This is a genomic window from Polaribacter sp. ALD11, assembly GCF_002831685.1.
Classification (GTDB): Bacteria; Bacteroidota; Bacteroidia; order Flavobacteriales; family Flavobacteriaceae; genus Polaribacter.
This window is the reverse complement of the sequence record NZ_CP025119.1, coordinates 2086889-2111060: the sequence shown is the minus strand read 5'-3', so window position 1 is coordinate 2111060 and position 24172 is coordinate 2086889. Positions and strand designations below refer to the sequence as shown.

At 31.1% G+C, this 24172-nt stretch carries 18 protein-coding genes and 1 pseudogene; 11 read left to right on the top strand and 8 right to left on the bottom strand.

Annotated elements, in window-relative coordinates; genetic code table 11:
• Positions 1-59 precede the first annotated feature (59 nt).
• Positions 60-965: pseudogene (locus tag CW731_RS09405) on the top strand (IS1595 family transposase).
• A gap of 265 nt (positions 966-1230) precedes the next feature.
• Here the strand turns inward: CW731_RS09405 and CW731_RS09400 are convergent.
• Complete coding sequence (locus tag CW731_RS09400; protein ID WP_198519804.1) at positions 1231-4620, bottom strand: GEVED domain-containing protein; 3390 nt, start codon at positions 4618-4620, stop codon at positions 1231-1233.
• Positions 4621-5264: 644 nt separating this feature from the next.
• Here CW731_RS09400 and CW731_RS09395 point away from each other — a divergent pair.
• The 5 genes from CW731_RS09395 (at position 5265) to CW731_RS09375 (ending at position 9952) form a co-directional block, all read left to right on the top strand.
• A complete protein-coding gene (locus CW731_RS09395; RefSeq protein ID WP_100946482.1) occupies positions 5265-6281 on the top strand; it encodes a sugar nucleotidyltransferase in 1017 nt (338 codons plus the stop codon).
• A complete protein-coding gene (locus CW731_RS09390; RefSeq protein WP_100946481.1) occupies positions 6281-7255 on the top strand; it encodes a lipopolysaccharide assembly protein LapB in 975 nt (324 codons plus the stop codon). Before CW731_RS09395 ends, CW731_RS09390 begins: the two co-directional genes overlap by 1 nt.
• Position 7256: 1 nt before the next feature.
• Positions 7257-8027: a DUF4292 domain-containing protein gene (locus tag CW731_RS09385; RefSeq protein WP_100946480.1), complete on the top strand. Its 771-nt coding sequence runs from the start codon at positions 7257-7259 to the stop codon at positions 8025-8027.
• Positions 8028-8077: 50 nt separating this feature from the next.
• The gene (locus CW731_RS09380; protein WP_100946479.1) at positions 8078-9262 is read left to right on the top strand and encodes a murein hydrolase activator EnvC; all 1185 of its coding nucleotides are present in this window, start codon (positions 8078-8080) and stop codon (positions 9260-9262) included.
• A gap of 129 nt (positions 9263-9391) precedes the next feature.
• On the top strand, positions 9392-9952 hold the full coding sequence (locus CW731_RS09375; protein WP_100946478.1) for a type 1 glutamine amidotransferase domain-containing protein: 561 nt from the start codon (positions 9392-9394) through the stop codon (positions 9950-9952).
• Between the two features lie 143 nt (positions 9953-10095).
• On the opposite strand, the gene CW731_RS09370 is transcribed toward CW731_RS09375, so the two are convergent.
• The 3 genes from CW731_RS09370 to CW731_RS09360 all read right to left on the bottom strand — a co-directional run bounded on the left by CW731_RS09370 (position 10096) and on the right by CW731_RS09360 (position 12117).
• Entirely contained in the window at positions 10096-10605 is a 510-nt protein-coding gene (locus CW731_RS09370; RefSeq protein ID WP_100946477.1) for a mechanosensitive ion channel family protein, read from the bottom strand.
• Positions 10606-10617: 12 nt separating this feature from the next.
• Positions 10618-11127: an acyl-CoA thioesterase gene (locus tag CW731_RS09365; protein WP_100946476.1), complete on the bottom strand. Its 510-nt coding sequence runs from the start codon at positions 11125-11127 to the stop codon at positions 10618-10620.
• Positions 11128-11205: 78 nt separating this feature from the next.
• The gene (locus CW731_RS09360) at positions 11206-12117 is read right to left on the bottom strand and encodes an SPOR domain-containing protein (protein ID WP_100946475.1); all 912 of its coding nucleotides are present in this window, start codon (positions 12115-12117) and stop codon (positions 11206-11208) included.
• A 95-nt stretch (positions 12118-12212) separates the two neighbouring features.
• Between CW731_RS09360 and dprA the strand changes: the two genes are divergently transcribed.
• The gene (gene dprA, locus CW731_RS09355) at positions 12213-13313 is read left to right on the top strand and encodes a DNA-processing protein DprA (RefSeq protein WP_100946474.1); all 1101 of its coding nucleotides are present in this window, start codon (positions 12213-12215) and stop codon (positions 13311-13313) included.
• A 34-nt stretch (positions 13314-13347) separates the two neighbouring features.
• Entirely contained in the window at positions 13348-14415 is a 1068-nt protein-coding gene (locus CW731_RS09350; RefSeq protein WP_100946473.1) for a hypothetical protein, read from the top strand.
• 194 nt (positions 14416-14609) lie between these two features.
• Here CW731_RS09350 and CW731_RS09345 read toward each other — a convergent pair whose 3' ends face one another.
• Both CW731_RS09345 and mfd read right to left on the bottom strand, forming a co-directional pair.
• Positions 14610-15467, bottom strand: coding sequence for a DMT family transporter (locus CW731_RS09345; protein WP_100946472.1), 858 nt, complete (start codon positions 15465-15467; stop codon positions 14610-14612).
• A 90-nt stretch (positions 15468-15557) separates the two neighbouring features.
• Positions 15558-18887, bottom strand: a complete 3330-nt coding sequence (gene mfd / locus CW731_RS09340; protein ID WP_100946471.1) for a transcription-repair coupling factor — start codon at positions 18885-18887, stop codon at positions 15558-15560.
• Between the two features lie 126 nt (positions 18888-19013).
• On the opposite strand from mfd, the gene CW731_RS09335 reads away from it, so the two are divergent.
• Positions 19014-19553 (top strand): hypothetical protein, encoded by a 540-nt coding sequence (locus CW731_RS09335; protein WP_100946470.1) that lies wholly within the window; start codon positions 19014-19016, stop codon positions 19551-19553.
• A 120-nt stretch (positions 19554-19673) separates the two neighbouring features.
• Here CW731_RS09335 and CW731_RS09330 read toward each other — a convergent pair whose 3' ends face one another.
• Both CW731_RS09330 and CW731_RS09325 read right to left on the bottom strand, forming a co-directional pair.
• Entirely contained in the window at positions 19674-20147 is a 474-nt protein-coding gene (locus CW731_RS09330) for a thioredoxin family protein (RefSeq protein WP_100946469.1), read from the bottom strand.
• A 10-nt stretch (positions 20148-20157) separates the two neighbouring features.
• On the bottom strand, positions 20158-22458 hold the full coding sequence (locus CW731_RS09325; protein ID WP_100946468.1) for a TonB-dependent receptor: 2301 nt from the start codon (positions 22456-22458) through the stop codon (positions 20158-20160).
• A gap of 127 nt (positions 22459-22585) precedes the next feature.
• Here CW731_RS09325 and CW731_RS09320 point away from each other — a divergent pair, with 127 nt between their 5' ends.
• On the top strand, positions 22586-23248 hold the full coding sequence (locus tag CW731_RS09320) for a metal-dependent transcriptional regulator (protein WP_100946467.1): 663 nt from the start codon (positions 22586-22588) through the stop codon (positions 23246-23248).
• A gap of 26 nt (positions 23249-23274) precedes the next feature.
• Positions 23275-24111 (top strand): ZIP family metal transporter, encoded by an 837-nt coding sequence (locus CW731_RS09315; protein WP_100946466.1) that lies wholly within the window; start codon positions 23275-23277, stop codon positions 24109-24111.
• Positions 24112-24172 lie beyond the last annotated feature (61 nt).

Genomic DNA, 24172 nt, shown 5'->3' with positions numbered 1-24172 from the left:
ACCCGTAATTACTAATAACTGTTAATTGTTTATTCTCTTTAAGAAAAATAAAGATATGGATATTTCTAAATTTACAGCAGAATTTTGATAGCGAAAAATCTTGTGTAGCTACTTTTAAAGAAGAACGAGATAAGTTGGAGTAATTTGTGGAAGAAGTGTTCAAATACAACACATTATCGGATAAAAAGTCAATGGAGCTATGAATGTAGAACCTGCAGAAGTAGAACTTCTTTACGAAGTGGAACGAACCGTTATGCAAAATTCAAAATTTATATTTTTGATTTGGTAGAAAACGTTTTTCTTACTTATTGCCACAAAGAAAGGTTTTACCTCTAAAGAAATTCAGCGTCAATTAGGTCTAAAACGGTATGACCCGTTTGGTAAATGGTTCATAAATTAAGAAAAGTAATGGCTTAGAGATGATAGTATACTTTAGCGGGAATGATAGAAGTGGACAAGGTTATTTTTCTATTGAAGCGTCAGAAAATGCACACAAGACTCAAAAATTAAGACATGGCAGTAAAACAAAATCTAATGTTATAATTATGGCTGAGAACGCCATTCTTTAAAACATAGGCACAGGAAAGTAGAAAGACAATCTTGTTACTTTAAAGCTAAAGTATTTGAAGATCATAAAGCTAGAGAAACAAATGAAGCTTTTAAAAATGTAATAGATAATGAGTAAACCATTGTATTTACAGAAAAGTACATCGCATGTAAACATTGCTGATTATGTTGAATTACATATCTGTGAAAAATCAAACGAAACAATCTCTAAGGAAACCTTAAAGTGGGTACATATTACAATTAGTAATGTAAAACACAGTTTTGTCGGAAATTACCATAAAATAAAGAAAAAATACTTGCAATTATACTTAAATGAATTTGTTTACAAACTTAACCGCAGATATTTTGGAGAAAAAATATTTTATAGGCTAGTAATTGCTAATATTACCAGATTATGATGAATTGTGGATGTATTTTAATATAAACACCCGTTTCTAGTTTATTTTGATGTTGTTGGCTTTTTTGTTTTAACAGTTTGTTCTAGCTGATTTATAGTTTTTAACTACGTTATTTATATTTGTTGCTAACAAAGCTGTCTTTATAGTTTCCCAATTAATATCAACCTCTGAAAACACTATGTTTTTTGTTTAGGTAAAATTCTCACTTATAATGTAAAAAACCCCAAGCATAGCTTGAGGTTTTTTTTAGAGTAATAAAATTAAATTATTGTCTAACGAATTTTTTAACAACAGACTTTTGTCCATCAGTTATTTCTAACATGTAAACACCTGTTTTAATAGGACTAACATCTATAGGTTGTTTTGTTAAAATACCACTTTTTAAGGTTTGCCCTAACATGTTTGTAATTGCAAAGTTAACTTCTCTAGCATCATTTAAGTGAATGTTTAAAACAGTTCCTTTTACAGGGTTAGGATATACTGTAAAATCGAATGCTTTACTTTCATTTCCTAATTCATTTTTAGAATTAGTATTACTAAATGTAGTATAATTTGCTGTAGCGTTTGTAATATTTACTGTGTAGTCTTCTACTTCTCCATCAGAAAATGTTTCACAAGCTGTTTGCGCACTATTGTATTTCATTGAAACACGCATTCTTGTTTGACCAGTATTAGCTGAAGAAGGAATTGAAATAGTTGCAGTTAAATTAGCCGCACTAGAAGAAGAACCAGAAGTAACTTTTTCGCTTTCTTCAAAAGTTCCGTTTTGATTAAAATCGATCCAAACTGCCCAATGTTCTGTATATGCAGTACTTGCAAAACCTGCACTTATTATCAGTTGGTTATCACTTCCTTTAGATACTGTTGCTGTTTTTGAAGTAAAATCTCCATATCCTGCGTTTGCTGCAGTTGTATTTGTCATTCCTCCAAAACTCACATAATCGATCCATTCATAAGTTACTCTATTTCCTTTAGAGGAACAATATACTAGCGTACTTCCTAATGTTGTAAATGACACACTATTACTTGAGTTAGATGTGTTCTCTGCTCCATCATTAGCTTTTATAGTATATGAGTATGAAGTATTTGCTGTTAAACCAGTTATGTTAGCAGAAGTTGCTGTTACGGTTCCAACACTTGTTCCGTTACTAAATATCTCGTATCCTGTTACTCCTACGTTATCTGTAGATGCTGTCCAAGATAATGTAGCCGTAGTTTGGGTAATAGCTGAAGCTGATACATTTGTAGGCGCAGTTGGTGCTATTGTATCTGCACTACTTCCGGTTATGTTTACAGTATAATCTTCTGTTTCACCATAATTATAGGTTCCACAAGCAGAAGGTACAGTATTGTATTGCATTACTACACGCATTCTAGTTGCTCCTGTAGTTGCAGATGTTGGCACAGTAAATGAACCGCTTACAGGTTTTGTTTTAGAAGCTGTTTTTGTCCAAACGGTTTCTCCATTATCTGTAAAATCACCATCCTTATTATAGTCAATAAATACAGCATAACCTTCGTTATATGAAGCTCCTGCCCAGGTTGGGGTAATTGTAATTGTTGAAGAAACTCCTTTCGTTAAACTTGTAGATTGAGAGGTGTAATCAGCGTATCCGCTTGATGAAGCTCCGGTTGTATTGTTTATACCTCCAAGAACTACTTTACTTATGTATTCATCTGCAACACTATTTCCGTTTGAAGCACAATAATTAAGCTGAACATCTGAAGTTGTAAAACTAACAGCACTAGAATATGCTGAGGTAGAATTATTAGGACATTTGCTTCTTACTTGAGTTTGATAAGAAGTTTGAGTAGATAATCCTGTTAAAGAAACCGAAGTTCCTGCAACAGCAGAAGTTGTCCAGGTTGACGTACCTGTTTTGCGGTATCTAAAATCGTAAGAAGTTCCAGCAACAGTATTCCAAGAAACAGTTGCGGTTGAAGCTCCAAATTCATCAACAGTAAGATTAGAAGGGATTGTTGCATTACATACAACAGGCGTTCCTGATAAACCAGTTACAATTAATGAATAATTTTGACTTCCGCCAGTTAAAGAACCTTTATGAGTTACAGTAATTGTATAAGTTCCTGAAGCGTTAGCAACATCAACTCTTTCATAAGGATCTACAGTATTATCACCTTTTCCATTTGTTGTTACTCCTGTTAATCTCCAAGGAGTATAGGTTGTTCCGTTTTTAGAAACTCTAATATCTAAATCATTTACTAAAACAGCAGTACTTGAATTTGCTGTAGTAGTTGCAGTTCCTGCTCTATCTGTCCAAGAAATAGAAGCCATTAAATCATTAACTCCATCAGCATCTACAGTAATTTGATACGTTTGTCCGCTAGATAAAGTTAGTTCTTCAATCTTAGATTCAGTACCGTTTTGAGTAATTGCTACAGCAGCTCTTTTAGCATTCATTAATCCCCAGCCAAAAATTGCATCTGGTCCATTAGAACCTGCGTCATCTGCAGTATGTAAAGCAATTCCTTTTAAAGTTGAAGCTTTAATAAACGAACCTCTAACATTGTTAGCATGTTGTTGTAAAATTAATAGTGTACCCGCAACATTTGGCGATGCCATAGAAGTACCAGTAATACTATTATAAGCTGTATTACTAGACGAATAAGTAGAATATACAGATGTTCCGTTTCCAGTAATATCTGGTTTAATACGGTAATCATCTGTTGGTCCTTCACTACTAGAAGAATTTATAGTAACGGAAAGCAGGTTTCCATTTGCATTTATATTAGCATCATTTGCGTTGGCAACAACCATACCGTTTTTTGCAGTTGCATGACCAGATAATTTGTCATAAGAAGAATTTCCAGCTAATGGAGCACCATTAGCAGAATTATCATTTCCATCATTTCCTGCTGCAACAACCATTAAATAGTTTGGTGCATTAAACATAATGTTATCCCAATCTCTAGAGTCTGTAATGTACCCTCCAAAATAATAATCTGGAAGTTGAGGTTGACCTTGTGCATTTCTTGTAGCAAAACCATAAGAATGATTAGAAACTAACATTCCGTTTGAAGCTGCGTTTATAGCTTCAGAAGTGTCATTATTCCAATCATAACCAACAGCACTTGCATGAGGCGCCATTCCTTTTGCATTTGCAACAACACCAGAAGCCATAATTGTACCTGTTACGTGAGCAGAATGGTAGTGTAAAGCTGTTGTGCCATCTCCAATAGAGAATCTATTTGTACCACCAGCACCATCATATTCTTGGTGAGATGCTCTTGCTAATCCGCCATCCCAAACGTGAGCAGTCATATTTTGCCCCATCAAATTTAAGCCTAAAGAACCACCGTTGTTTAAATGATTTGTTCTTGTAGATTTTGCGGCTGCAACATTAAAAGTGGTATAATAAATTGGTTTTCCATTTACTACTTTTTGAATTTCTAATAATTCACCTTTCTTATTGGTAAATCTAGTTTTCCATCCCTTACTCTTTGCAATTGTAATTGCATTTTGTTTTTCTAAAGAAGCCTTTTGTTTAAAATCGTTTTTTAACGTAGTAAGTTTTTCTTGATTGTACTTACTGCTAATTTTTGTTAATTCTTCTTGTTTTTGTGCATTCATGTTGAAAGCAGAAATCATAAAGACTCCAATTGTAAGAAGTTTACTAATGTACCTTTTTTTCATCTTTGTAAATAGTTTTAAGAATAGTGATTAATTGAATTTGTTATATCGTTTTTTAGTAAAAGTCTAAACGACAAGACTTGTTTTTTTTTCTGAATTGATTATTTGTGTTAATTATTAATATGTTTTCTACAAAAGGATTACTAATAATGTTTAGCATTGTCGAATTGTTAGTTTAAATAGAGTTTTATCAAATTGCTCGATAACTAGAGTTTTTAGTGTTAACAGAGTTTTGAAGTTTTTTTTCATGTATAGGGAGTTTTTGGAAACAGGGTTTTGTGTAAAAAATAATCACATTACTTATATTAGTGTCAATTAGTTAAAATGTCTTAATTTATTATCAATAACACATCAAAAGTATTAAATTATTAAATTTAATTCAATCCCTGAAAACAGTGTTTTTTTTATATCCCTGAATTCAGGTATGGGTATCCCTGAATTCAGGGATATGATTTTTAGTATACAATGCTATGTTTGGTTTTAATACCTGTTTAAAAAAAGCATTTCTTCTCTTTTTTAATTGTTGTTATTCAAGGTCCTTTTTTTTAAATCTTCTTAAAAGATCTTTTTACTTTGACTTTTCTTATATTTTTTTAAAATCTTTTTAATAATAGTATATTGCAACTTTAAAATTCGAAAAAAAATATATGAAGATAATTGTACCAATGGCAGGAATCGGATCTCGTTTGAGACCACATACGTTAACTGTTCCTAAGCCTTTAACTGTAATTGCTGGAAAATCAATTGTACAAAGATTGGTAGAAGACATTTCATCTGTAATAGATGAAAAAATAGATGAGATTGCCTTCATAATAGGACCTGCCAAAAAAGGATTTCCTGCAAACACAAAAGAGAATTTATTAAAAATAGCAAAAGAATTAGGTGCTAAAGGTTCTGTTTATGTTCAAGAAGAAGCTTTGGGAACTGCGCATGCACTTTTTTGTGCTAAAGATTCTTTGAGAGGCCCTTGTGTTGTTGCGTATGCAGATACTTTATTTAAGGCAGATTTTAAATTAGATGCTAATGCAGATGGTGCAATTTGGGTAAAGCAAGTAGAAGACCCAAGTGCTTTTGGTGTTGTGAAATTAGAAGATGGTTTTATTACAGATTTTATTGAAAAGCCAAAGGATTTTGTTTCCGATTTAGCAATTATTGGAATTTACTACTTTAAAGACGGAGATAAAGTAAGAACTGAAATTCAATATTTAATTGATAATGATTTAAGAGAGAACAACGAATATCAATTAACCAATGTTTTAGAAACATTAAAAAGAGATGGTGCAAAATTTATTCCAGGAACGGTAACTACTTGGATGGATTGTGGAAAGAAAGACCCAACGGTAGATACAAATAAGCAAGTTTTAGAATTTGAACACAAAGCAGGTAATAATTTAGTGTCTGAAGACGTTGTGTTAGAGAACTCAGAAATTATTCAACCTTGTTATGTTGGAAAGAATGTAGTTTTAAAAAACACAAAAATAGGACCTTATGTTTCTATAGGAGAAAATAGTGTTGTAGAAAATACGACAATTACAAACTCTTTAATACAAACAAATGTGGTAATTTCGAATGCAAAACTAGACAATGCCATGATTGGAAATCATGCGAAGTTTGATGGTAATTTTACCTCAGTTAGTATTGGAGATTATACAGAATTAACTTAATGATTTTTAGAGTAAAAAAGATAGCGTATAGAAAAGAGAGGCAATTAGATTATTTTAAGGTGTCTCTTTTTTCTTTGCTCTTTTTTATAATTTCTTTAAAATGTCTTGCACAAGACAGTATTCCCGCAGCGGTAGATTTAACAGAGGAAAAAGAGTTGCAATTTCAGCAATTTTTCTTTAAAGCGTTGTCTCAGAAATCTATTGGAAACTACCAAAAAGCTATAGAAAATTTAGAGAGTTGTAATCAAATATTACCAAATGATTTAGCTGTTTTTTATGAGTTCTCTAAAAACTATTTAGAATTGAATAATACACTTTTAGCAAAAGAATATATCAATCGAGCCATTGAAAAAGATGTTAAAAATATTTGGATGCAAAAGCATTTAGTAAAGGTTTTTGTGAAAGAAAATAACTTTTCTGAAGCGATAAAAATTCAACAAAAAATTGTTATTTCTAAGTCTAGAGAAAGAGCTTATTTAGTGAGACTATACTTGCGAAATAGAGACTATAAAAGTGCTTTAAGTATTATGAATGTTTTGCAAGAAGAAAATTTATTGCCAGCAAGCCTTAAGAAGGTAAAAGACAGTTTAGAGAAAAGAAACAACGGAGTTGTAAAAACAACAGCAGTTGCAGAAAGTATTTTTAAGAGGTTTGAAACGAATAAATCTTATGCTGTATTAAAACAAATTTTAGAGTCTACTGAAGACAAACCAGCGTTGCTTTTAAAATATAGTACAGAAGGTATTGCGCTGTTTCCTGCACAGCCTTTTGTATATTTAATGAGTGGGAAAGCATTAAATGCGAAGAAAGCTTATAAAAAAGCTTTAGAAACTTTAAAAAACGGTATCGATTTTGTTATTGAAGATGCAATGGAAGCCGATTTTTATAATGAAATGGCTGTTTCTTATAAAGGTTTAGGTAATAAATCCGAAGAAAAAAAGTACAAAGAAAAATTTGAAAAGTTAAAAAAATAAAATGCGATATTTAAAATATTTAGTAGTGTTAACCATTGTTTTTACTTCTTGTAAAACAAAAAAATATGTAATAGATTCTAATTTGGTTGCAAGGGAAATGTCTGCTAAAAAAGTAGTAAGAAAGCATCTTTCTGCCACTTTTGATAAAGAAACAATAGACGCTAAGTTAAAAGCAAATTTTAATGATGGAAAAGTAAATCAAAGTATTTCTGTTTATTTAAAAATACAAAAAGATGAGGTAATTTGGTTAAAAGGAACGAAGTTTATCAACGTTTTTAAAGCTAAAATAACTCCAGAAAAAGTAAGTTTTTATTCACCTCTAGAAAAAAAGTATTTTGAAGGAGATTTTTCGATGTTAGAGAAATTATTAGGTACAGAAATTAACTTTCAACAATTGCAAAATTTGTTTTTAGGTGAAGCTATTTTAGATGTTAAAAAGGAAAAGCAAAATATAGAAATTGTAAATAATTCTTACATTTTATCTCCGCAAGTGCAGGCAAATTTTTTTGATGTTTTTTTTGCAGTGAATCCTGGTCATTTTAAATTAGACCATCAATCTATTGTAAATTCTATGAAAGGGCAGCGTTTAGATATCAAATATCCTTCTTATAAATTGATAGAAGATGTAGTGTATCCGCAAGAAATAAATATAAAAGCAAAACAAGGAAATAAATTAACAACGATAGATTTTATATTGAAATCTGTTGAGTTTAATACGGAAATAAATACTTCTTTTAAAATACCTAAAGGATATAAACGCATTCAGATATAGTGATAAAGGCTCGGTTTTATACAACATTATTTATTTTGACTTTTACTTGTTTGTCAACTTTTAGTCAAACAAAAAAAGAGTTAGAACAACAGCGAAAAAAATTAAAAAAAGAGATTGCTCAAGTAAACAGTTTATTGTTTAAGGAGCAAAAAAAGGAAAAGAATGTTCTTGAAGATCTAAAAGATCTAAATCAGAAAATAGATGTAAGATTAAGGTTAATACGTACCATTAATTCTGAAGCAAGATTGTTATCTAGAGAGATTTCTAAGAACAAAAAAGAAATTACGAAGCTAGAAAAGGAGCTTTTGGCTTTAAAGACAGATTACGCAAGTATGATTTTAAAATCTTATAAGAGTAAATCTCAACAAAGCAGGATGATGTTCTTGTTGTCTTCTCAAAATTTTCATCAAGCATACAAGCGTTTAGAATACATGAAACAATATACTTCTTTCAGGAAAAAGCAAGGAGAAGAAATTGGTGTTCAAACAGATTTGGTAAAAAAAATGAATGATTCTTTACTATATCAAAAACAAGTAAAAGATACTTTAATTCTTTCAGAAAAAGATCAAAAGGAAAAGATTGAGATTGATAAGAATAATAAAGTAAAGTTAATATCTACAATTAAAAAGAAAGAAAGAAAGTATAAAAGAGAAATTCAAAATAAAATAAATGCTGAAAAAAGAGTTGCTGAAAAAATAGACAAAATTATTCGTGATGAAATAGCAAAAGCAAACAAAATAGCAAATGCAAAGCTTATAAATAAACCGAAAATAACCAAAAAGAATGAGTTTGTTTTAAGTCCGGAAGCAAAAGCCCTAGCAGCAAAATTTGAATTAAATAAAGGAAAGTTGCCTTGGCCTATAGAAGAAGGCTTAATTACAAGAAGGTTTGGTAAGCAGTCTCATCCCACTTTTCCTGGAATTACAATTAATAGTACAGGTTTGCACATGGTTACCCAAAGAGGAAGAAGTGCACAAGCTATCTTTAATGGAAAGATCTTGAATGTTTTAGTGACTTCTGGTGGAAGAAGAAATGTCTTAATTCAACATGGAAACTACATTACTTCTTACAATAACTTAGAGAAACTCTATGTTCAGAAGGGAGATAACGTAACAACAGGACAAAAGATAGGTCAGATATTTACAGACAAAGTTTCTGGAAAAACGACGTTAATTTTCGTTTTGTATAAGAATACGACAAAGCTAAATCCCGCTTCTTGGATTTTAAAAAGATAAACCCTTAAAATAGTATTTGCGTTAAAATAGAATTTGATACCACACAAAAGTTACTTGATTAATAATTAATTTTGTGAGAGAATTTAGAACTTATTTAAATTCTCTTATATGAATTAAAATTTTATTAAAATGGAAAACTTAAAAAGAAAGACCGTTGCAATTTTAGCAACTAATGGATTTGAAGAAAGCGAATTAAGAGAACCAAAAAAAGCGTTAGAGGAAGCAGGTGCAGAAGTGCACATTGTATCTTTAGAGTCTGGAGAAATAAAATCTTGGAACGATGGCAATTGGGGGAAAACGTATAAAGTTGATAAGACTTTAGATGAGGTTTCTCAAAAAGATTATAATGCATTGATGTTGCCAGGTGGGGTTATAAACCCAGATTTATTACGAAATAATGGCAAGGCAGTGAGTTTTGTGAAGTCTTTCTTTGAGAATCATAAGCCGGTTGGTGCTATTTGCCACGGACCATGGTTATTGGTAGAGGCAGATGTATTAAAAGATAGAAATGTAACTTCATATAGTTCAATTAAAACAGATCTTATAAATGCTGGGGCAAACTGGAGTGACGAGGAAGTAGTGGTAGACCAAGGTTTGGTTACTAGTAGAAACCCGGATGATTTGCCTGCATTTAATGCTAAATTAGTGGAGGAGGTTTACGAAGGTAAACATGCGGGTCAAATGGTCTAATTTTATATTGAAATAGAATTATCTACGTTAGTTAGGTCGTAGAACAAAGAAGCGCAAATTTTAATTTGAGCTTCTTTGTTATTTTATAAACATACAACGATTCTAACAGAATAAATAATCTGTAATAGAGTCTAATAGTAAAATTATAATCTCATCGGTTGTGGAGAATATTTTATGTTCTTCTGAAGAATAATAGCATTAGGTAATGTAATTAGTTCTTTTTCAGGTGTTCTTAAGGTGATAAAAAATGCACCAATATCTCTAATTTCACCAGTAATATTATTGTCTTTTTCTAAAACAGTAATGGTGTCTCCAATTTTTACAGGATAGTTTACGTAAAGTATAATGCCAGCTGTAATGTTAGATAGAATAGACCATTGTGCAAAAAAAGCAATTCCTAAAATGGTTAAGAAAGAAGAGATATAAATTAATAATTGTTTTTCATCTACTCCCCAAATAAAAGAAATTACAACAATTACAGTTATGTAAATAAGAATTGAAATGATTTTATTGGTTACTAAAATTCTTGAATTTTGAAATCCGAATTTTGTTTGAATTTTTCGAAGCGATTTTGTAATAAATAATCGAATAAAAAAAGCAATTACAAAAACAATTACAGATTCAATAATTTTAAAATGATTGAAAAACTCCATATAGTATCACTTTTAATTAAACAAAGCCTTTAAAGCAGTAGCTTCATTTGGTTTTAGTTTTCCTGCTAATACTAAACTCAATTGTTTACGTCTTAGTGCACCTTCAAAACGTTCTTTTTCTAAATCAGTTTCTGGAACTAATTGAGGTATTTGAACGGGTTTGCCAGTTTCATCTACAGCAACAAAAGTATAAATACCTTCGTTTACTTTTGTTCTATGCCTAGATTGTCTGTCTTCAATCCAAACATCAACGTAAATTTCCATAGAAGAGTTAAATGCTCTAGAAACTTTCGCTTCTACGGTAACAACACTACCAACTGGCACAGATTTATTAAAGGCAACATGATTTACAGAAGCAGTAACTACAATTCTTCTAGAGTGTCTTCTTGCGGCAATACTACAAGCTCTGTCCATTCTAGCTAATAATTCTCCGCCAAAAAGATTGTCTAAATAATTAGTTTCTCCTGGTAAGACTAAATCTGTTAAAATTGTTAAAGATTCTTTAGGTGTTTTTGCTTCCATCAAAAAATAATTTTTTTTTTGCAAAGATACACAATCACTAATTTATAAGTGATGCTAAAAACAGAAAGAAAAGTAAAATTATTTGGTAGTTTTAACTAATAACCAAGCGTCTTTAGATACCGTTCTTTTAATCTTATTCAAACTGTTGATTGCGTCATTTTTATCTGCATAACTATTAAAAGTAACCTGTGTTAACCCCCATTTATTGACTCCAATAATTTGAGCATTAAAACCTTCAGAAATTAATTCTTTTACTTTTTTATCTGCATTTTCTGCAATTTGAAAAGCACCAGCAACAATATGATATGGTTTCGCTACTTCTTTAACAACATTTAGTTCTAAGGTTGGTAGCGGATTAGAAATAACAAACGTAGCAGATTGTATCTTTTTCTCTAGTTCTTTTTGCTGATTTGCATAGACTTCTTTTTGCTGGTTTTGTTCATAACCATTGTAGCCAGTAACCCCTAATGTTAATAAGATTGCAGCAGTTGCAGCGTATTTTATAAATGCAGGAACTCCTTTTTTCTCAGTAGCATTAATAACAGGAATCAAAGGTTTTACTTCTTGTCTGTATCTTTCTATAGTAGAAGATTCAACAGAAGGCAAGCCAAAAGAAGTTGTTAAAAAGTTGACATCTTTCTTTGGTTCAAAAATAATTTGTTGTTGTTCATTTAATGAAATAACGCCTAAATTATCTAGTTGAATGGCTTTTTTTTGCAATTCGTTTTGCCATTTAATTACAGACAAAGAGATAGCTGTAGAAGCCTTCTCGAAAGAAATTTGTTCTGCAGAGGCAATGTAATTAGCTAACAAACCATCATTGTGTTTTAGAAGACTATTAAACGCAATTTGCTTTGTTGGTGGGTAGAATGTGTGAGTATCACTATTTAACTTTGCACCAATTTTATTGGTTACAAACCCTCCAAAGTCAGGAACAATTACGCAATCATATCTGTATAATAAATCGTTGATGTAGTTGGCTAAATTCATATAAACAAATATATAATTTTAGACGTTTCATAATAGAAAGTTCTATAAAAATTATCAACAAAATTTTTATATATTGGTTGTCAAATTGTTAACTATTGAAAGAAGAAAAACTACTCGCTATTTTACGATTGCAGAAAAGTAAAGCCGTGGGAGATATTTTGGCGAAGAAACTCATTGTAAACGTGGGAGATGTCACTCAAATATTCAAAGAAAAAGCATCTAATTTATCAAAAATAAACGGAATAGGAAAACACGTTCTAAAACACCTTTTTGACGAAGAAAACGTCAAACTTGCAGAACAAGAGCTAAAATACATACAAGAAAACGACCTTGCATATTCATATTTTTTAGAAGACGATTACCCTACCAATTTACAACATTGTATAGACAGCCCTATTTTATTATTTAAAGACGGTACTATCGATTTTTCAAACGATAAAATTATTTCTATTGTGGGAACCAGAAATATGAGTTCTTACGGACGCGATTTTTGCAATAAATTAATAGCAGATTTAGCGCAACACAATCCCATTATTGTAAGTGGTTTTGCTTATGGTGTAGATATTTGTGCGCACAAAGCAGCAATAAAAAATAAGCTACAAACCATTGCAGTTTTAGCGCATGGTTTAGAAGAAACGTACCCGAAAGTTCATAAGAAATATATAAGTCAGGTAAATGAAAACGGAGGTTTTTTAACTGAGTTTTGGCACAAAGAAACACCATTAAGAGAAAATTTTCTAAAAAGAAATAGAATTGTTGCTGGTATCTCTAAAGCCACAATTATTATAGAATCTGCGGCAAAAGGAGGTTCTTTGGTAACGGCAGACATTGCAAACTCTTATGATAAAGACGTATTTGCGGTTCCTGGTAGAACTACAGATTTATATAGCAAAGGTTGTAACAATCTAATAAAAAACAACAGAGCATTCCTATTAAATTCCGCAGAGGAAATTGTGAAAATGCTAAATTGGGATTTGGCAGAAAAACCAAAGGCAATTCAAAAACAATTATTTTTAGAATTGAACGAGAATGAACAAAAAATTTATGATTTACTGCATGAAAAAGGACAACAATTATTAGATGTAATTTCTTTAGAATGTAACATTCCTATTTATCAATTATCGTCTATATTGTTACAGATGGAATTAAAAGGAATCTCAAAACCTTTACCAGGAAAGATGTTTGAATTGGTGTAAATATTCTTATTTTTGAGAAAAATCAACAGAAAAGATGGCGGTAGGGAAAAAATTGATGTCCAAAAAGAAACCAACATTTCCAGTAAATGAAATGTTAAATGCATATTTAAAAAATTATAATAGAAATATAAAAATTTCTCTTTATTATGATGATTTGTTGCGGTTTCAAGGCTCAGTTACGGTTTATGATAAGAACGATGAAGACACTTTGTGGGTAAGAACCTATTATTCTCAATATGATAGAGAAGAGATCGATAGAAGTTTAAAGAAAATTTATACACGGTTACATTCAGATGGTAATGATGATAGTATTCCATTTTTAAATGTAGACGCTATTGATTATTGTACGTTCGGTAATTCAAAGCCATTTCGAATAAAAGTTAGAAATATTTTAAATGATAATTTCTCTTATTTTTATGTAAAAAAAGCAGATGCTTCACGTATTTATGGTCTAGAATTAGAACATATTTTGTCTCCTCATAACATGAACTTTTTAGTTTATAAAGACACTCTTATAGAAGAGCATATTGCAGGAATTCCTGGAGACGATTTTATTAGAGATATCTTACCAGATTGTACAGAGCCTCAAAAAGCTCAAATAGCCAAAGAGTTTGTGAAATTTAAAGAACGTTGTCTAGTGCGCTTGTTAGGTGATATGCGTTCTTATAATTATGTAATTACACCAACGCACGATTTTGATCATATTGTGTATAAAATTAGAGCTATAGATTTCGATCAGCAGTCTTTTGAAGGGAATTTAAAAGTGTACAACTTGCAGTTTATGAAAGAAAACTTCAAGATGATAGAAATGGTGGGTAAAAAATTACAAAACGATTCTATTCGACAATATAAAATAGAGGAGCGTTCTTTTATGGCAAAAAGAATGATTACTGCACCTAAAAGAACTGCACGCTTGATTAAATGTATGAAAGCAGACACTATTTCTTTTCCAGAAAACGTAGAACTTCTAAAAAAACACTTAATAAAATATGTTGGTGATGTTAAATTTAAAGATTGTAAAAACATGGGCGAAATTCTAGAAACTATCTTAGCCTTTGTAAAACGTAATTACTTAGACATTAGTAATAAAGAGTTGTTTTAGCATGCCTTTTTTTTAAAGACTTTTTGATCATTACTGTAAAAGTAGGAATCGTAATTTTTAAAGGAGATGTTTTTTGAAGCTATTTCCTGCTTTCCACTATATCTTTTTGTGAAAAACAAAAAGGATGCCGTTTCAATCAGGGCTATACTTGTTTGTTAGTAATTTGTTGTTTCAATATATTATAGAAGGTAAATTTACTTTTTACTTCTAATGCTCTCAATAACAACCGTCAATAAAATTAAACTTCCACCAATAAAAGTATTAAAATGCGGAATTTCATGTACGAAAAAGTATGCGATTATAATTCCAAAAATAGGTTGCACACTACTAATTATACTTGCTGTAGCAGCAGAAAAATGTTTTAAAGAGTTTACCATCATTGTATGGCCAACTGCGGTAGTTAATAAAGCTACTAAAACTAATAAAGGTAATTGACTTTGCACATTAGAAAAATCAGCAAAAAATAAAACAGGAATAAGCAATACACTTATAACAATCATTTGATAAAACATTAGCATACTGCCATTGTAATTTTTTACATGTTCTTTTACCATTAAATTACGAAGAGCATAAAAGAAAGCAGAAAGAATACCAAACAAAACACCTTGTAATTGATTGTTTTCTAAAGAGAATTCTGGCACTAAAATATAAACACCAATTAAGACTAAAATTGCTAAAAAAATATGAACTGTGTTTATTCTTTGTTTAATAAAAAAAGGTTCTAAAAAAGCTGTTATTACAGGAAAAGTATATAAAGACAGCATACCTAAAGCTACATTAGATAGTTTTAAAGCGTAGAAATAAGTAACCCAATGTGCGCCCATTAAAAAGCCGCTAAAGATAAAAGAAATAGTGTCTTTTTTAGATTTTATTTTTAAGTCAACCTTCTTAAATTTACAGAAAATAAAGATGAAAATTGCAGCTAAAAAAGCCCGACACAAAATAATGGCTTCTGGGGCTAATTGTATATATCTACCTAAAACACCAGACGTACTTATAAAGAGTGTTGCTAGCAGTAAAACCGATAAATTCTTTGTGTGTGAGTTTTCCATTGATTGTAAAAATGTTTGCTCGAGCGCAGTTAAGGTTTTATTTTATGTTAAAGAATAAGCTCTCGACTGCGCTCAAACAGACAAAGTAATCTATATTTTTTGTAAAATATTTAAGGCCGTTTTTACGCTGTCGATTCTAATAAAAGTGATTAATAAACGCAAGCCATTTTTAGTTTCTTTCTCTTTCATTACACAGCTTTTACCGTTGTTTTGAACGTATTTTAACATTCTAGAAAATGCTTCTGTTTGGTAAAAATCACTTTGTTGATTCTCAACAAAATAACCAATCATTCTTTTTTGTTTTAGAATAATTTTCTCTAAACCTAATTCTTTTGCCAACCATTTAATTCTTACCGAATCTAATAAATCATTCACTTCATTAGGTATTTCGCCAAAACGATCTATAATTTCTGATTCAAAAACCTGTAGTTCTTTTTCGCCTTCCAAATCAGATAATTTGTTATATAAGCTCAAGCGTTCTGTAACAGAATTTACATAATCATCTGGAAATAAAATTTCAAAATCAGTATCTATAGTTACTTCTTTTACAAATTCTTTTGGCTTCGTATTGTCTGTTGGGTATAAGTCTTTAAATTCATTTTCCTTTAATTCTTCAATGGCTTCTTGTAATATTTTTTGATAGGTGTCAAACCCAATATCATTTATAAAACCACTCTGTTCACCACCTAATAAATCTCCAGCACCACGAATTTCTAAATCTTTCATAGCAATGTTAATTCCGCTTCCTAAATCAGAGAACAGTACCAATGCTTCGATACGTTTTCTAGCATCATCCGTCATCATATGATACGGTGGTGTTATAAAATAACAGAATGCTTTTTTATTAGATCGCCCAACTCTACCACGCATTTGGTGCAAATCGGAAAGTCCGAAATTATTCGCATTATTAATAAAAATAGTATTTGCATTGGGTACATCTAAACCACTTTCTATAATGGTGGTAGAAACCAAGACATCAAATTCATTATTCATAAAACTGAGCATTAATCCCTCTAGTTTTTTACCTTCCATTTGTCCGTGGCCAATGCCAACCTTAGCAGTAGGAACTAATCTTTGGATTAAGCCTGCAACTTCTTTTATATTTTCTATTCTATTATGAATGAAGAAAACTTGTCCTCCTCTAGAAATTTCATAAGAAATGGCATCTCTAATTGTTTCTTCGCCAAAACGAATCACATTACTTTCTATTGGGTGTCTGTTTGGTGGTGGTGTTTTAATTACAGACAAATCTCTTGCTGCCATTAAACTAAATTGTAACGTTCTAGGAATTGGAGTTGCAGTTAGCGTTAATGTGTCTACATTTTCTTTTAAGGTTTTTAATTTATCTTTTACAGCAACACCAAATTTCTGTTCTTCATCAATAATTAATAATCCTAAATCTTTAAATTTTATACGCTGATTTGTTAATTGATGCGTACCAATAATAATATCTACAGAGCCATCATTTACACCATTTATGGCTTCTGTTTTTTGTTTTGCAGTTCTAAACCTATTTAAATAATCAATCTTAATAGGGAAGTCTTTTAACCTTTCTGTAAAAGTTTTGTAATGCTGAAAAGCCAATATAGTTGTGGGTACTAAAATTGCGACTTGCTTTCCATTGTCTACCGCTTTAAAAGCTGCTCTTACTGCAACTTCTGTTTTACCAAAACCAACATCACCACAGACCAATCTATCCATGGGTTGTTCTTTTTCCATATCGTTTTTTACATCTTGTGTAGAAGTAAATTGATCTGGCGTGTCTTCATACATAAAACTTCCTTCTAATTCATGCTGTATATGAGTATCTGGCCCAAATGCAAAACCTTTTTGAAGCTTTCTTTTCGCGTATAATTGAATTAAATTAAATGCAACATGTTTAACTCTTGCTTTTGTTTTTTGTTTGATTTTCTTCCAAGCACCAGAACCTAATTTGTATATTTTAGGAGGTTTGCCATCTTTTCCATTGAATTTAGAAATCTTGTGTAAAGAGTGAATACTTACATATAAGATATCTCTTTCCCCATAAGCCAATTTAATAGCTTCTTGTTTTTTTCCTTGAACATCTATTTTTTGTAAACCACCAAATTTTCCAATTCCATGATCCATGTGGGTTACATAATCTCCAATTTCTAATTTGTTTAATTCTTGAAGTGTGATTGCTTGCTTTTTAGCGTAGCCGTTCTTCAATCTGAATTTATGGTAACGTTCGAAGATTTGATGATCTGTATAACAAACCAATTTATTATCTACATCTACAAAACCTTGATATAAAGGAAAGACAACAGTTTCATAATGCACTTCTTGTTCAGAGTCATCGAAAATATCATGAAAACGTTGTGCTTGTTGCTCGTTAGCGCAGAATATATAATTGGTGAAACCTCCTTTGTGATATTCCGTTAAATTATCAATTAATAAATTAAATTGCTTGTTAAAAGAAGGCTGTGGAATCGTGTTGAAAATAATTTTTGAATCTTTCTGATCTTGACTTCCTACGTCAACCAACGTAAAATCTTGTAATTGATTTTCTATAAAGGCACCATCACAAAAAAGTTCAGAAGGTTTTGAATGGTTTATTTCTTTAGATAAATCATGAAACGCTTCTTCTGCCTTTTCGAAGAATTTATCTAAATTACCAACTAATAAATTCCTGTTTTTAGTGAATATTACTGTTTTAGGTGAGATGTATTTTAAGAAGCTCTCTCTATTTTCTTGCAATGTTTTATTTTCAACATTTGGCATTACAGAAACCTTTTTCAATTTCTCTTTAGAAAGTTGAGTTTCTACATCAAAAGAACGAATACTATCGATCTCATCTCCAAAAAATTCAATTCTGTAGGGTTCATCATTAGAAAATGAAAATACATCAATAATTCCTCCACGTACGGAGAAATCTCCTGGTTCTGTAACAAAATCTACACGTCTAAATTTGTATTCAAATAAAACTTCGTTCACAAAATCTAACGATAAGCTTTCACCAACAGCAACTTTTAACGTGTTTTTTTCTAACTCTTTTTTTGTTACTACTTTCTCAAAAAGAGCCGTTGGATACGTTACAATTACAGCAGGTTTTTTTCTAGAGTTGATTCTGTTTAAAACTTCAGAACGCAATAAAACATTCGCATTGTCGGTTTCTTCAATTTGATAAGGCCTTCGGTAAGAACCCGGGTAAAAAAGTACATTTTTTTCTCCTAAAAGCTGCTCTAAATCATTTAAATAATAAGCAGCTTCTTCCTTATCATTAAAAATTAAAAGGTAGGGCTTATCTGCTTTTTTAAAAGTTTCTGAAACAACAAAAGACAACGAAGAACCCACCAAATTAGATATTTGAAAATGGTTTTGTTCTTGTTGAAGCTGTGTAATAATCTGCGAAACGTTCTCAGATGTTTGATATTGATTTACAATGTTCTGCTTGCTCAACGTGCTAAGTTTTGTGCAAATGTAAGATGTAAATCAATAAAAACCCATTAACTGTTTTGTTTTATTAAAGATTACAATATATTTACCCATTATTAGTTCTTATTATTCAACTAACTACCTATAAATATGAAAATTAAAGCCCTAATTATATTCTTTCTATTTGTTTTTACAATTCAAATAAAGGCTCAAAGCGAAGTGCAAAAATGGACTGCAGGAATTAGTATTGCAGGTGCAAAATACTCTTTACAAGATGGTAGAGTTGTTGGTGGTCAACTGGCATATCAGTCTCCTCGATTTAATGTTTCTAGATATATCTTTAAAAGTTTAGTTTTAGATGCTGGTTTTGCAACAGCAGTTGGTGATAACCAAAAATACACCACTTTTGATGGAGCTTTACGTTATGATTTCGGTACTTCTAGAGATAATGTGGTTCCTTATATTTTAATTGGAGGTAGTTTTATAGATGCAGTGCGGTTTACACCAACCTTAAATTTTGGTGCAGGATCTACTTTTTGGTTTAACGCTAACTATGGTTTAAATCTGCAATTAATGTATAAATTTTCTGAATCTAGATTCGAAAGTCAGAAATCTCATATTTACCCTTCTGCAGGTTTAGTGTATAGTTTTGGTGGTAGATCTAGCAACCAAAGAATTTGGGAAAATTAATTTTATAGGTAGTTAACACTTACGTTGCATCTTTTTACTATTGTAAAGCCACTACTTCTTGTGCATCTCTTTCAGAATTTATGTTTAAAATTGTAGTTGTTGGGTAGGCAATTATTTTTTTTATTGCGATAAAACTTTAATAAGCTGTTCAACATTTAAATATTGAAAATATCTAGCTGTTGGTTTAAAATTTTTATCCATCAAAACAATTGCTGGTAAAGAAAATGGTTTGTTCTTTTTTCTTGCCATTAATAAAGGAATTTGATGTATTGGGTTTCTTTTATTGATGCGTTCATTAATAAATTTTTGACCTCCGAATGTAATTGTATCTTTTGTTTCTGCATCCATTTTTACGGCATAGAATTCTTTTTTTAAAAGTGCTATCACTTTTTTATCTGTAAAAACATCCTGCTGCATTTTAATACAAAGACTGCACCAGTCTGCATAGAAATCAATAAAAACTTTTTTAGGTTTTATTAAAAGTGAATCTTCTAATTGCTGAAAACTTAACCAACTAACCGCTTTTTCATTTTGTGAAAAAGCGGTGTTAGTTATTAATAAAACAAACAGACTTAAAATAAATAATTTTGTCAATTTCAAAATATTATAGTGAACTAATTTTTACTCCTACAAAATATGTACGTGGCGCTGCTGGACCATATACATAATTACTATCACGGTTTTTACCAGTATCAAAATCATTTTGATAGCTATCGGTTACATTTTTTATCCCACCAAAAAGTTCAAATCCTGTTTTTAATTTTTCCATTTCAAAAGTATAGCTTCCACGTAAACTTAATTCCGTAAAGTTTGGTGTAACATCATATTCATCTACAGTTTGTCCTGTATTGCCTCCAGCAAAGTGAATAATATCCATTTTACCAGTATATAATAAGTTTGCACTAATTGCTAATTTTTTAATTGGTGTGTAAGTAAGTGTTGCGTAACCATAATTATTTGGAGTACGTAAAAATTCTCTTTTTAAAGGTAAGCCTTCAATATTTTCTACACTATCATCAAATAAACTAGACTGTACTGTAAAACCTGCTTCTAATTCTACCACATAGTCAAAATTTGCACGTGTCTCTAAAGTGATTCCTTTCACTGTAGCTCCACTTCCATTTCTTTTTTCAAAACGCTCTCCAAATTGATCTTTACCTAAAGGAAATTGATAAAATGCATCATCTAAATGGGTATAAAAACCTTCAACTGTAAAACCAGCAATAAAGTGCTCTGTTGCTTTATCATAATTTACAGAAGCGGTATAACTATTAGAACGTTCTTCAATTAAATCATCAGCTAAAGAAATTCTAGAAACGCCACCACCTGCAAAAGCAATATGTAAATCGGTATCAAAAGCTTGTGGTGCTCTAAAACCAGTACCCCAACCTAAACGAAACTGTGTTGTTTCTTTTAATTTATACAAAAGTGATACTCTAGGACTAAAAATTGCGTGCTCTACCAAGTTGTGCTTGTCGATACGGAAACCCGTTAGAAAGTTCACTTTTTCTGAAATATCCCAATCATTTTGTACAAAAGCGCCTAACGTCTTTGTAGTTTGATCGATAAGATAATTGTATGACTCGATTTCATCTAAAACATCATCATACATATATTCTAAACCACCTGTAAGAACTGTTTTTCCGCCTAAAAACTTATCAAAACCATAATTGAATTGCGTTCCACCTTGATGTGTAACAACCTCTGAAATTCCGTAAGGAGGCGCAGCGAAAAATTCTTGTTTTTCTGTTGCATCATCTGGAATAATACCTGTGTAATGATCACGATCAGTTCGTTGACCACCGTAATAGAAAATAAGCGAACTTCTTTCAAAATTTATTTGATAATCTAAACTTCCCATTTTTACGTTGTGCGTTCTTTCCTCAGATTGGTTTGCCAAAAATGCTGGTTTATCAACAATTTCTCCACCAAATCGGTACTCATAAAGACTGCTAAAACTAGCTTCTAACTTCGAGTTTTCTGTTGGTAAATAGAAAGCATTTACTCCAAAAGTATTGTCCTTTAATGCTGGTAGTTCAGAATAATTATCTCCATTAGCATCATAAGCCTCTCTTGTTCGATTGTTTATAAAGAAATTAACACCAGCGCTTCTTTCTTCATTAACAACTGTTGCATTTCCACTGATCAAATTTTGATCAGATCCATCGATATTTTGATAACCGTAGCTAAAGCTATATCCGTTTTTCTTTGGTAGTTTTGTAATTACATTTACAGTTCCACCAATTGCGCTAGAGCCATATAAAGCAGAAACGCCTCCACGAATTACTTCTATTCGGTCTATCATATTTACTGGAATTTGTTCTAAACCATATAAACCTGTAAGTGGGCTAAAAATTGCCCGTCCGTTTATAAGAACTTGAGAATAACCACCTTGTAAACCATTCATTCTAATCTGACTATAATTACACGTTTGGCAATCTACTTCAACACGCAATCCTGGTTGAAAACGTAATCCTTCCGAAAGATCTGTTGCGGTTACTTGCTCTAATGTTTTGCTAGTTATTAAATTCACAATTACTGGAGAATCTGTTCTACGTTTTTCTGTACGAGTTCCTGTGACTACGATTTCGTCTAACACTACATTACCTTCTTCGAGTGTAAAATCTACAACTTTATTAGAGTTTTTTAAAAGAGTTAGCTCTTTTCTAGAAGATTTAAATCCTTGTGCTTGTGCAATAAGTGTAATTTTTCCTGTAGATAATGTTATTTCGTACTTGCCATTATAGTCTGTACTTGTTCCTTGGTTTCCTCCTTTTACATATATACTTACAAAAGGGATAGGGTTTCCGTTGTTTTTTACAATACCAGAAATAGTGACTTGTTGACTCTGTGCAGATAAAAAGTTTGATATTCCTATTACTGCTAAAAATAGTATTTTCCTCATGACTAATTAATATTTTAATAAATATATTTTTTTAATTTTCGACAAATATAATATTATTTTTAGACTTGTCTAAAAATATATTTTAATAAAAATAAAAAGTATATCTTTGTTGTCTAAATAAGTGCAAATGTTTACGCTTTCTGAAGAAAATTATTTAAAAGCAATTTATTATCTAGAATTAGATACTAATAAAGGAATTAGTACAAATGCTATTGCAGAGCAGTTAGCAACAAAAGCTTCTTCTGTAACAGACATGATTAAAAAACTGTCTGATAAAAAGGTTGTTATTTATAAAAAGTACAAAGGAGTTAAATTAACAGATTTAGGTAGAAAATCTGCTGCGAATATTGTGAGAAACCATCGATTATGGGAGGTTTTTTTAGTAGATAAGTTAAATTTTTCTTGGGATGAGGTACATGAGGTTGCCGAACAATTAGAACATATAAAATCTTCAAAATTAATAGACCAACTAGATAGTTTTTTAGGTTTTCCAACACATGATCCTCATGGAGATCCTATTCCAGATAAAGATGGAAATTTAAAAACGATTGAAAAAAGTTTACTTTCAACTTTAGCTAAAGGAGAAAGTGGAATTTGTGTTGGTGTAGATGATTCTTCGTCAGAATTTTTACAATTCTTAGATAAAAAAGGGATTACATTAGGTAAAAGCATCACTATTATAGATAGAGAAGATTTCGATGATTCTTTATCAATATTAATTGAAGACAAGAAATTATCAATTTCAAATAAAATAGCAAATAATTTATACATTAAAACTCAGAATGAGTAATAAGTAAAATAAGTAGATTTAAATATATGAGTACATTCGATCAATTAGTTGAATTCGGAAAAGAAAATCCGATTTTAGCAGCATTATACGCATCACTTTTTACCTGGGCTTTAACCGCTGCAGGAGCAGCGTTAGTTTTCTTTTTCAAGAAATTAAACAGAGCTGTCTTAGACGGAATGTTAGGTTTTACGGGAGGTGTTATGGTGGCAGCAAGTTTTTGGAGTTTGTTGGCGCCAGCAATAGAAAACAGTCCTGGAGAAGGTTTTATGAAAGTTTTACCAGCTGCAATTGGGTTTGGTTTAGGTGCTTTGTCTTTATTCGGAATGGATAAAATTCTACCGCATCTACACATCAATTTTAAAGAAAGTGAAGCAGAAGGAGTAAAAACAGAATGGCATAAAACGACTTTGTTGGTGTTGGCAATTACGTTGCATAATATTCCAGAGGGTTTGGCGGTTGGAGTTTTATTTGGAGCTGCATCTACTTTAGTTGGTGTAGAGCAAACAGAAATGATTATTGCTGCAATTTCTTTAGCAATCGGAATCGGAATTCAGAATTTTCCAGAAGGTTTTGCGGTTGCAATGCCATTAAGAAGACAGGGTGTAAGTAGATTAAAAAGTTTTTGGTATGGACAATTGTCTGCAGTTGTAGAGCCAATTGCTGCGGTTTTAGGTGCTTTGGCAGTTTCCTTTTTTGTGCCAATTTTGCCATATGCATTGGCATTTGCTGCAGGAGCAATGATTTTTGTAGTTGTAGAAGAAGTAATACCAGAAACACAGCGAGATAAATACACAGATATTGCAACGCTTGGTTTTATAGGTGGTTTTATTGTGATGATGTCTTTAGATGTTGGCTTAGGTTAGGATAAGGCTTATTTCAGTTTATATGAAAATCTCGCTTTTGCGAGATTTTTCTTTTTTCTAT